This window comes from Schlesneria sp. (assembly GCF_036405755.1).
Taxonomy (GTDB): Bacteria; Planctomycetota; Planctomycetia; order Planctomycetales; family Planctomycetaceae; genus Schlesneria; species Schlesneria sphaerica.
Genome location: NZ_DASWWZ010000002.1, coordinates 1 through 9,299, shown reverse-complemented (window position 1 = coordinate 9,299; position 9,299 = coordinate 1). Strand labels below are relative to the sequence as shown.

The window sequence follows — 9,299 nt, the reverse complement described above, 5'->3', positions numbered from 1 at the left end:
CTGTCTGAGTCGGGGGTGGGCTGCTTTAAGACTGGGGTTTGCGCATAACCGAATTCGAACTACAAACTTGCCCGACAATCACACAGGTTGCTCGGCGAGGGCCCGCGACCAGACAATTCCATAACTCGCGTGGAGTTCGTTATGAAATGCCCCCAGTGCAAAAACGATGACGTGTATCTGAGCACGAGCGGTAATTCGAAGGGTTCATTCTGGACCAAGGCTGCACGCTGTCACCGGTGCTGTTACCTGTTCAAGGTCGCCCGTTGGGTGCATGTTCCAGACAAAGAGCCGGTTCGCCAATGCGCTGAGCCAATTCGGCGTGCGGCCTGATACTTGCCTGCCCACGTCTCGGTGATCGTTCTGTCTGCGGGAGCAGTGCTTTTACGCTCCTTTTGCGGACCGATCATTAATGACTTACCACCCGATCGAGCGGTGGTCGCAATACCCACAGGGCTGGCTGAAATCTCGCGGAGGACCTGTGAGGTGTACCGACGAGTTGTACGCTTTTGGGAAGTGCCTGGCGTGATGCTCGGGGCGATGGGGCGACAAATCTCTTAACGAAAACTTTGGCGTCAGCGGTGCCCTGACTCGGGGCGCGTGTTCTTCAGGGAGAGCCTGAGCCGCATCGCTTGATCACTCGCTGTCGATGATCGCGGGGACCAGGAAGTAAGAGCCGTCGGTGCGGGGTGCGTTCGACAATGCCAGTTGCCGATCGAGCGACTCGGCGACGACATCGGGCCGCAGAACATTTTGAAGTTCTACAGCATGCACCATCGGCGCGATCCCTGTGGTATCCAGTTCGTTGAGGATCTCCACATAACCGACGATTGCGCTGAGGTCGCTGACAAGTGTATCTAACTCGTGGTCAGAAACCTTCAGGCGTGCGAGATCTGCGACTTTTTGAACTACGCTGCGCGTGAGTTCCATTGCCACCTCGAAAAACGACGTGACACGATCACCGCATGACAATCGCAGGCGATCGTGTCACTGACGAAAAATCAGCCTTCGATGGTGAATGGCTTCTTGACCACTCGCTTGACCACCAGGCCCGAGCGAAGGCACTGAACGCATACGCGAACTCGCTTGGATGATTCGCCCAACTGCATCCGCAGAGACTGAAGGTTGGGGCGGAACCAGCGCTTCGTGATACCGGTCGTCTTGCGACCGTTACCGCCCAGGTACTTTGCCTTACCGCGTTCGACCTTCTGGTTGCCGCGAACCGGTTTCTTTTGACAAATAGCGCACTCAGAACCCATGACAACCTCGAAAATCACTTGCGAAAATCTGTTGCTATAATGGCGCCGGCCGAATTGCAGCCAGTGCGGAACGCAGGAGTATAGCTATTAGGGCGCGGGATGCAAGTTAAAGTTCTCCCGTCCCGCAGTCTCGATCAGAAGCTCCCACTGTGGCAGCTTCAAGTTATTGATTAAACCGAAAGATCACAAAGGTTTGTGGAGAGCTGGCCGGCGACTCCACCGTCCTTCTTCACTTAGCCACCGGATGGGCGAAACTTAGCCACCGGATGGGCGAAGCGGATCTGCTGAAAAAGCTGGGTGGACCGTCGGTCATGAAATTACCCGCGGAGGTCCTCAAACAGAGCGGTTGAAAGATAGCGTTCACCGCTGTCGGGCAGGATTGTGACAATCGTCTTGCCGGCCGATTCAGGGCGGGCAGCGACTTTCAGTGCCGCGGCCATTGCGGCTCCGCAACTGATACCGCAGGTGATTCCCTCGAGCCGCATCAGCTTCTTCGCCGTCTCAATCGATTCCTCATCGGTTACCTGAACCACTTCATCGATAACTGAGCGATCGAGGATGTCAGGGATGAAGCCGGCGCCGATCCCCTGAATCTTGTGTTTTCCAGGGGCTCCGCCAGAGAGAACGGGGCTGTTGGTCGGCTCAACCGCGATCGACTTGATCGGCAGCTTCTTCTCGTTTTTCAAGTATCGAGTTACGCCGGTGATGGTACCGCCCGTGCCGACTCCGGCCACGAAGATATCAATCTTCCCTTCGGTGTCGTTGTAGATTTCAGGGCCTGTGGTTTTGAAGTGGATCGCAGGGTTGGCTGGGTTCTTGAACTGTTGTGGCATGAACCAGCCGTCTTGCCGCGAAAGTTCTTCCGCCTTGGCGATAGCCCCTTTCATCCCGTCCGCGCCGGGGGTCAGAATCAACTCGGCTCCGAAGCTTCGCAGCATCATGCGTCGCTCGACTGACATCGTTTCGGGCATGGTAAGGGTCAGTGAGTATCCGCGAGCCGCACAGACGTAGGCCAGAGCGATCCCTGTGTTACCGCTTGTCGGTTCGACCACGTGCATGCCGGGTTTGAGTTTGCCGTTGGCTTCGGCATCCCAGATCATGGCGGCGCCGATTCGGCACTTGACGCTGTACGCGGGGTTTCGGCCTTCAATTTTTGCCAGAATTGTGGCGTTCAAACCCTCGGCCAGGCGATTGATCTTGACGAGTGGTGTTCGGCCGATGGATTCCGAATTGTCCTTAAAAACTGGCATCTGCGAGCTCCCTGCAGCGGTTCGTTGAGTGGAATGGCGAATTGAACACTATTGCATGTCGAGAATTCGGCCTTTTGCCTTAAAGGTAATCGGCTCTTCTCGGCCGCTGATCGTCAAAAAGAAGGTTTCCTCAAACAATCCAGGCTTGTTGGGGGGCGTGAACGTCAAGGTGATCTGGTGAAGCACTTTTGTCTCGTCCGTTTTTTTGACCCGGATCGACGTGTCCTGCTCCGTGCGCTCACATTTCTCAATCTTGAACGGCTTGGCGGGCGTTTTGGTGGAACGGACCAGCACCTGAATTTCTTTTGGTTTTCCGGGGGTGAGCGTTCCGAAGTTGGCCTCGGTTACGACAATTTCCGGTTCAATTCGGGCTTCCACCTGCACCGGAATCTGGGGGTTGTTGACGTCGTCTGTCACAAGCATCATCTGGTCGCGGAGCGCTCCGATGGGTGCCGTCGGCTTGAGTTTCACGATCAGGTCGTAGTTGACATTGCCGTTCGCTCGAGATTTTTCCACGATTTCTGCGACAAGGTGGGGACTATTGAATTTGGCTGATGTGAGCGTCCAGTTATTTCGGCCGGCGTAACTGACGGTCAGGGTCTGTTCTGCCCCTTTTTCCGGGTCAACCGAGCCGAAATTGACTGAACCAGGCTGCAGAACGACATCGGAGCGGATGTAGCCTTCTGCATAAATTCGGGTTGTGCCGAAAATGTTCCTGCTGGGGATGAAGAACGTCACAATTCCGTGCGTTCCGCGTTTTTCACCGTGATGGCGAATCGTATCCAGACGAAGATTAATATACTTCGTCTGGCCGGGAGGAATGGTGATCGCGGCGGGAAGAGTCAGTGCCCCTGTGGGAGAGAGTCGATTCTCGTCCCATGAGAGGCACCCGCATGAGGTCGAAAGTGCGGTAATTTGCACTTCGTCTGCGTGAACATTGGTGACAGGTATCCGAAACGAAACGTCCTGTCCTCGCGCGACGCTTTTGTAGCTGATCTTTTGCATGTCTTTGTCGATCAGCGCCTTGGCCCAATCGGGGTCCTCTGGCGAGTCTGCGTGCAGCACTGGGGACATGATCAGAAAAAACCCGATCAGACCGAAACACCTAGCTACGGGCGCTTTCGACATTGCTCAAACTTCCTGCAAACACGACACGGATCGTGCTGAGCAGACTATGGTTGCGGTGCGGAAGTTTCAATCACTGGCTTGGCGACAGTGACCGAATGTTCTGCCACGCGACCTTTCGCCTTAAAGGTCACTGGTTGCTCACGTCCGGAGATAGTAAGTGAGAACACTTCTTCAAACAACCCGTCCTGCTCTGACGGAGTGCAAGTGAGTGATAAGGTGTGGATCATCTGATCGGCATCGGAAGATTTCACCTTGAACACATCGTCCTGTTTCTCACGGTCGATTTTCTGGATGCGAAAGGGCTTTTTGCCACGCACGACCACGGTCACTGTCTTCGACTGGCCTGCATCCAGTTTTCCTAACTGAACATCTGATACCACAATGTCGGGTTCAATTTGGGCATCGACGGTGGTCGCATACCCATTGTCACTTCCTTCGTTTGTGACGATCAGCATCTGGTCCCGGAGTTTTCCAACGGGAGCTTTGGCGTCGAGGGTGACAATCACTTCGTAGTTTGCGGTCCCGCCACTGCGGTTCTTTTCCACGACTTTGGTCGTCAGGTGCGGATTGTTGACTTTTGCGTCAGTAATCTTCCAGTCGGGGCGGCCACCGTTGTAGGAAACCGTCATGCGATGCTCCATCGCGCGGCCGATGTCAACGACGCCAAAGTTGAGGTTGTTCGTCTGCAGCACAACATCCTGCCGGATTCGGCCTTCGACAGGGATGGTGACCTGTGAGGTCGAGCCTCGGGTCGGTTCCAGCAGGGAAACGAACGCGCGGACGTGTTTGTTCCCCTGGTGCCGGATCGTGTCGAGGCGGATTGTCAGTTCCTGGCGCTCACCCGACGGGATCGTAATGGGAGTTTTGTCCTGCCACGAGATGCAACCGCACGAGGTGCTGACGCTCGAGACCTGAATGGCCTCCTTAAAGATGTTTGTCAGCGTAATCTTGAACGTCACATCGGAGTTTTTGGCGACTGAACCAAATTTGATTTCGGTCTTGTCGAACATCTTTCGGCCCCAGTTCTGGTCTTGTGCCGATAAGGGGCTGACAGCGAGAAAGGCGGAAAGAAGGCAGGCGGTACGAACTACGCAGAGGAACATTGTCGTCTCGCTTCTGTGAAGCTAAACCCAATCGATCGATGGAAAAGCCTTGGCATGTCCACAGCCAGGGCACGAGGACAAAACCTGTCGTCTCGTTTTGCACATCATTACAACGTCCGTGTTTGACATTATGCGCGCTCTGCACAGCCGTCAACGGAACTTTTTTGCAGAGCGTTTCGAAGTTTCTTCAAATGATTTTGCGGTCAACTTTACGATCAGCAGATCCCTCTCCCCTTTTTTTGGCGTTACAGGTTTCCATTGTGGTCACATCCGGCACGATTCGCCCGGGGACGGCGCATGCAGTCCAGGATCCGGGGCTGGGACATCACATCGTGGGATGATTGCTCTCTGCTCAACCTGACTGAGTGTCGGCCAGACACCTTCCCCCCTGTTTTTCAGGCGTTGGCAACTTTTCTCATTTTGAGTTACAAAATACCCAGAGGGAAATAAACCAATATCTGACTTTTGTGGCACTTTCGGTGGGGACGGAGATCGTCTTACGCAAACGGGAGGCCACTCGAGCAAGTTTTCCGAAGTGACTGTTGGGGCATCGCGGAATTCAGTCGGTCATCGCGGTACCGCTGGAAATGAGTCAATCGCCTAGAGACGTTGTCCTGAATCAGTGAGGGGTTTGCACCATGAGCAATTCGCAAGTGAACGTCGCCATGATCGGACTTGGCTTTGGAGCCGAGTTCATTCCCATTTATCAGGCGCATCCCAATGCCAACGTCTACGCGATCTGTCAGCGGAACAAAGAGCATCTGAACGTGATTGGCGATCGATTTAATATCGAGAAACGATTCACGGATTACAGCGAAGTCCTGAAAGACGCCAAGGTCGATTTCGTTCACATCAATTCGCCCATTCCCGATCACGCGACGATGTCGATGCAGGCCTTGCGGGCGGGCAAACACGTCATGTGTACGGTCCCGATGGCCACCACGGTCGAAGAATGTCAGCAGATCTGTGAACTGGTCAAGCAGACCGGCCTCAAGTACATGATGGCGGAAACCGTCGTCTACTCACGTGAGTTCCTCTTCATCAAGGATCTCTACGAGAAGGGTGAACTCGGGAAAATCCAGCATCTGGCCGCGTCGCATCCGCAGGACATGGATGGATGGCCCTCGTACTGGGAAAAAATGATCCCGATGCACTACGCCACCCACGTTGTCAGCCCGTGTCTGGGGTTGCTCAACGGGCGTGCCGAGTACGTCAGTTGCTTTGGTTCAGGGACGGTTCGGGACGATATCGCACAAAAGTCGGGGAACAAGTTCGCGGTGGAATCCTGTCACATCAAGATCAAGGATTCTGACGTCACCGCGCATATCTGGCGATTCCTGTATGACGTCGCGCGACAGTACCGTGAGAGCTTCGATGTCTACGGGACCAAGAAGAGCTTTGAATGGACGCTCGTTGAGGGTGAACCTCACGTGATTCACACCGCGAAAAAGCCCGAGCATGAAATTCCGTCCAAGATCGAAGTGCCGGACTTCGCTCACCTCTTGCCAGAGCCGATCCGCAAGTTTACACAGTCGATTCAGGACGCAGATCATCTGTCGTTCATTCAGGGAGGTGGGCACGGGGGATCCCATCCGCATCTGGTCCACGAAATGGTCAGCGCACTGATCGAAAATCGTGATCCCTGGCCGAATGCCACTCTATCCGCCAACTGGACCTGCGTCGGAATTCTGGCGCATGAATCGGCGCTGAAAGGTGGGGAAGTCCTGCGACTGCCCGAGTTTACACTGTCCTGATCGATACCTGCTGATCGACACAGGACGATAGCAAAAATTCACGCGAACCTGGATCGGAACTGGCCCACCTCGAGAAGATTCTTCTCAAGAGGGGTTCGATGGATCCAGGTTCGGAGCACAGTTGGGGGGACCTGGTTCCACTTTAACTGACTGACTCAGAACCCAAATTCAAGTTGTTTCTACTACGTACCGGAAGGACACATCCGACATGGCCGTCGAAAACCGTATGGACAAAATCGTCGCGCTCGCAAAGCGGCGGGGATTCATTTTTCAGTCGTCCGAGATCTATGGCGGTTTGAACGGATTCTGGGATTACGGTCCGCTTGGCGTTGAACTCAAGCGAAACGTGCGGCAGGCCTGGTGGGCCGACATGATCACCGAGCATGACGAAGTCACGACGCCCGAAGGGGCACCCAGTCCGTTCGACATGGTGGGTGTCGAAACTTCGATCGTGATGCACCCTCAAGTCTGGAAGGTGTCGGGCCATTTCGATCTGTTCGCGGATAAGCTTCAGGATTGCCGCGAATGTAAAGGACGGTTCCGCGCGGACCATATCGGGACCAGCGAGTGTCCGCTGAAGCCTTCGAAGCATCCTGGCGAGCATGACAAGTGCCAGTTGACCGAACCGCGCGACTTCAACCTGATGTTCGAAACGCATACCGGCGCGGTTCGTTCTGAAGAGACCCGTGCATTCCTGCGGCCTGAAACGGCACAGGGGATGTTCGTGAACTTCAAGAACGTCTGCGATTCCAGTCGCGTCAAGATTCCATTCGGGATTGCGCAGATCGGTAAGAGTTTCCGCAATGAGATCACACCGCGTAACTTCATTTTCCGCTCTCGTGAATTTGAGCAGATGGAGATGGAGTTCTTCTGTCATCCAAGTCAGTCGCTCGAGTGGTACCGCTACTGGCGCGACCGCCGCTACAACTGGTATCTCAAGCATGGGATCTCGGCAGGGAATCTGATTTTGCGAGAACATACCGCCGAAGAGCTTGCGCACTACTCAGTCGGTACTGCGGATCTCGAGTACGCCTTCCCATTCCTCGACGAGGGATCGTACGGAGAACTTGAAGGGGTTGCGCACCGCGGCGACTTCGACTTGCGGTCACACTCGGAAGGGAAGCTCTGCAAACAGGATGGCAAGCTGGTCGTTGAACTCGGGCCTGATGGAAAGCCCAAGTATGCGGGGAGTGGCAAAGACCTGTCTTACTTCGATGACCAGATTCGCGAACGATATGTTCCTCACGTGATCGAACCCGCAGCGGGCTGTGATCGTGCCACCCTGGCGTTCCTCTGTGAAGCCTACCACGAAGATGAACAGCCGGACGAAAAGGGTGTCATGCAGTCACGCGTGATGCTGAAGTTCCATCCGAAGCTGGCTCCGATCAAGGTTGCGATCTTCCCGCTGATCAAAAAGGATGGTATGCCAGAGAAGGCGGCCGCCATTTATCGCGAGTTCAAACAGGCCGGGATTGCCGCTGCCTACGACCAGCAGGCCGCGTTTGGCCGCCGGTACCGCCGTATGGATGAAATCGGTACTCCGTTCTGCGTTACGGTCGACAGCGAAACCATGTCGGGTGATACCGTCACGATCCGGGACCGCGACACGCTCGAACAGATTCGCGTTCCCGTCAAAGAGATCGTTGACCACGTTCGTAGCCGCATGGCGAGTTGCTGAGACTCGATCAGTCAGACTCGACCGCATGCTCGAATTCAGTTCGGGCATGCGGTCGTTTTCGTTTGACGCAGGTGAGTGACGCTGTGGATTGGATCGAATAGGGCCGGGAACCTGCCGGCATCCCCCCGTGATTTGAAGGCACAAAAAACGGTCCCAGGGCTCTGCACGAATTCGCTTTGAAACGGGTTTCCGTACCAGTGAGTGGGGAGGTCCAAATCAGGCCAGGATGTCGTGCAGGACGTGGCCGTGCACATCGGTCAGGCGGCGTTCAATCCCGTTGTGGTAGAATGACAGTCGCTCGTGATCCAAACCTAGCAGGTGCAGAATGGTCGCGTGCAGGTCATAGATCGTGGTGGGCTGGACGACGGCAGTGTGTCCGAAGTCATCCGTGGCGCCATAACTATACGCTCGTTTGACGCCCGCTCCTGCCAGCCACGTTGTGAACCCCTTCGGGTTATGGTCGCGGCCACTCGCTCCTTTCTGAAACGTGGGCATGCGACCGAACTCTGTCACGAAGACGACGAGTGTATCTTCCAGCAGGCCTGTTCGTTTCAGGTCCGTCAACAATGCGGCGGCGGGCTGGTCAAGAATGGGAGCATGCACCTCGTATTGGGATTTCAGGGTCTTGTGGCCATCCCAGTTTCCCACACCTTCGCCCATGGCATACGAGCCGTTAAAGAGCTGGACGAATCGGACCCCTTGTTCCAGCAGTCGACGTGCGAGCAGACAATTCCGACCGAAGCCAGCTTTGACAGGGTTTGCGTCGAGGATGCCGTAGAGTGCTTGAGTTTCCTGACTCTCGCGGGAAAGGTCCGAGACTTCGGCGGCCCGCAGTTGCAGGCGCGCGGCCAGTTCATAGCTGGCGATCCGCGCTGCGAGGTTAGAATCACCCTGGTGCTGCTCGAGGTGCCGCCGATTGAGTCGCTTGAGGAAGTCGAGCGTGGCCACCTCGTTCGCCTCAGGGATTTCCGCCGGCCTCGACAGGTTCGCGATGGGCTTGTCTGCATTAAACGGGGTTCCCTGGAATACAGCGGGTAGAAAAGCGCTGTTCCAGTTGTTCGATGCTGCTTGCGGGACCCCACGAGGATCGGGGATGGCAACAAAGCTGGGAAGATCGGCGGTCTCACTTC

8 protein-coding genes are annotated in these 9,299 nt (G+C 55.4%); 2 read left to right on the top strand and 6 right to left on the bottom strand.

Going from position 1 to position 9,299, the window contains the following annotated elements:
• Positions 1-633: 633 nt before the first annotated feature.
• The 5 genes from gatC to VGE80_RS00040 form a co-directional block, all read right to left on the bottom strand.
• Positions 634-927: an Asp-tRNA(Asn)/Glu-tRNA(Gln) amidotransferase subunit GatC gene (gatC, locus tag VGE80_RS00060; RefSeq protein WP_373649835.1), complete on the bottom strand. Its 294-nt coding sequence runs from the start codon at positions 925-927 to the stop codon at positions 634-636.
• Between the two features lie 71 nt (positions 928-998).
• On the bottom strand, positions 999-1,256 hold the full coding sequence (gene rpmB / locus VGE80_RS00055) for a 50S ribosomal protein L28 (protein ID WP_373649836.1): 258 nt from the start codon (positions 1,254-1,256) through the stop codon (positions 999-1,001).
• A 317-nt stretch (positions 1,257-1,573) separates the two neighbouring features.
• Positions 1,574-2,506 (bottom strand): cysteine synthase A, encoded by a 933-nt coding sequence (cysK, locus tag VGE80_RS00050; RefSeq protein WP_397571820.1) that lies wholly within the window; start codon positions 2,504-2,506, stop codon positions 1,574-1,576.
• A gap of 48 nt (positions 2,507-2,554) precedes the next feature.
• Positions 2,555-3,634 carry a hypothetical protein gene (locus VGE80_RS00045; RefSeq protein WP_440591235.1) on the bottom strand — a complete coding sequence of 360 codons (1,080 nt, stop codon included), beginning with the start codon at positions 3,632-3,634 and terminating at the stop codon, positions 2,555-2,557.
• 44 nt (positions 3,635-3,678) lie between these two features.
• Positions 3,679-4,737, bottom strand: a complete 1,059-nt coding sequence (locus tag VGE80_RS00040; RefSeq protein WP_440591234.1) for a DUF1573 domain-containing protein — start codon at positions 4,735-4,737, stop codon at positions 3,679-3,681.
• Between the two features lie 638 nt (positions 4,738-5,375).
• Here VGE80_RS00040 and VGE80_RS00035 point away from each other — a divergent pair.
• Together VGE80_RS00035 and VGE80_RS00030 are read left to right on the top strand one after the other, a co-directional pair.
• Positions 5,376-6,491 carry a Gfo/Idh/MocA family protein gene (locus VGE80_RS00035; RefSeq protein WP_440591233.1) on the top strand — a complete coding sequence of 372 codons (1,116 nt, stop codon included), beginning with the start codon at positions 5,376-5,378 and terminating at the stop codon, positions 6,489-6,491.
• Positions 6,492-6,699: 208 nt separating this feature from the next.
• The gene (locus tag VGE80_RS00030) at positions 6,700-8,169 is read left to right on the top strand and encodes a glycine--tRNA ligase (RefSeq protein WP_440591232.1); all 1,470 of its coding nucleotides are present in this window, start codon (positions 6,700-6,702) and stop codon (positions 8,167-8,169) included.
• A gap of 216 nt (positions 8,170-8,385) precedes the next feature.
• Here VGE80_RS00030 and VGE80_RS00025 read toward each other — a convergent pair.
• A partial coding sequence (locus VGE80_RS00025; RefSeq protein ID WP_440591231.1) for a DUF1501 domain-containing protein occupies positions 8,386-9,299 on the bottom strand: 914 nt, incomplete at its 5' end.

Coding starts and splice junctions, on each gene's coding strand:
- gatC (WP_373649835.1), bottom strand. CDS start 927: ATGGAACTCACGCGCAGCGTAGTTCAAAAAGTCGCAGATCTCGCACGC.
- rpmB (WP_373649836.1), bottom strand. CDS start 1,256: ATGGGTTCTGAGTGCGCTATTTGTCAAAAGAAACCGGTTCGCGGCAAC.
- cysK (WP_397571820.1), bottom strand. CDS start 2,506: ATGCCAGTTTTTAAGGACAATTCGGAATCCATCGGCCGAACACCACTC.
- VGE80_RS00045 (WP_440591235.1), bottom strand. CDS start 3,634: ATGTCGAAAGCGCCCGTAGCTAGGTGTTTCGGTCTGATCGGGTTTTTT.
- VGE80_RS00040 (WP_440591234.1), bottom strand. CDS start 4,737: ATGTTCCTCTGCGTAGTTCGTACCGCCTGCCTTCTTTCCGCCTTTCTC.
- VGE80_RS00035 (WP_440591233.1), top strand. CDS start 5,376: ATGAGCAATTCGCAAGTGAACGTCGCCATGATCGGACTTGGCTTTGGA.
- VGE80_RS00030 (WP_440591232.1), top strand. CDS start 6,700: ATGGCCGTCGAAAACCGTATGGACAAAATCGTCGCGCTCGCAAAGCGG.